The organism is Streptosporangium heterodermiicola (assembly GCF_051390675.1).
In the GTDB taxonomy this organism is placed as follows: Bacteria; Actinomycetota; Actinomycetes; order Streptosporangiales; family Streptosporangiaceae; genus Streptosporangium.
In genome coordinates, this window is record NZ_JBPJSR010000126.1 from 1 (window position 1) to 362 (window position 362).

At 68.8% G+C, this 362-nt stretch carries 1 protein-coding gene; it reads right to left on the bottom strand.

The genetic code is table 11. From position 1 onward, the window contains the following. Positions 1-347 (bottom strand): ATP-binding cassette domain-containing protein (locus ACSC1Q_RS43190; protein ID WP_436764544.1); only part of this gene is annotated, 347 nt, incomplete at its 3' end. Positions 348-362 lie beyond the last annotated feature (15 nt).

Genomic DNA, 362 nt, shown 5'->3' on the forward strand with positions numbered 1-362 from the left:
CCCTCATCGGCCAAACGCCGCACCAGCGCGTACAACTCCGCCCGAGCCCCCACATCCACCCCGCGAGTCGGCTCGTCCAGCAACAGCAGCTTGCGGTTGTTCAGCAACCACCGGGCCAGCACCGCCTTCTGCTGGTTACCGCCCGACAACGTCTTGATCGGCCGCTCCGGATCCGACGGGCGGATGTCCAGCGCCTGCACCATCTCCCGCGCGTCGGCCGCCTCACGGCGCCGGTCCATCCAGCCCAGCCGCGAATACCGGCCCAAACTCGCCAGGCTGATGTTGCGCGAGACACTCTGGTCCAGCAGCAACGCCTGCGCCTTGCGCTCCTCGGGCGCCAAACCCATGCCCAAACGCACCGC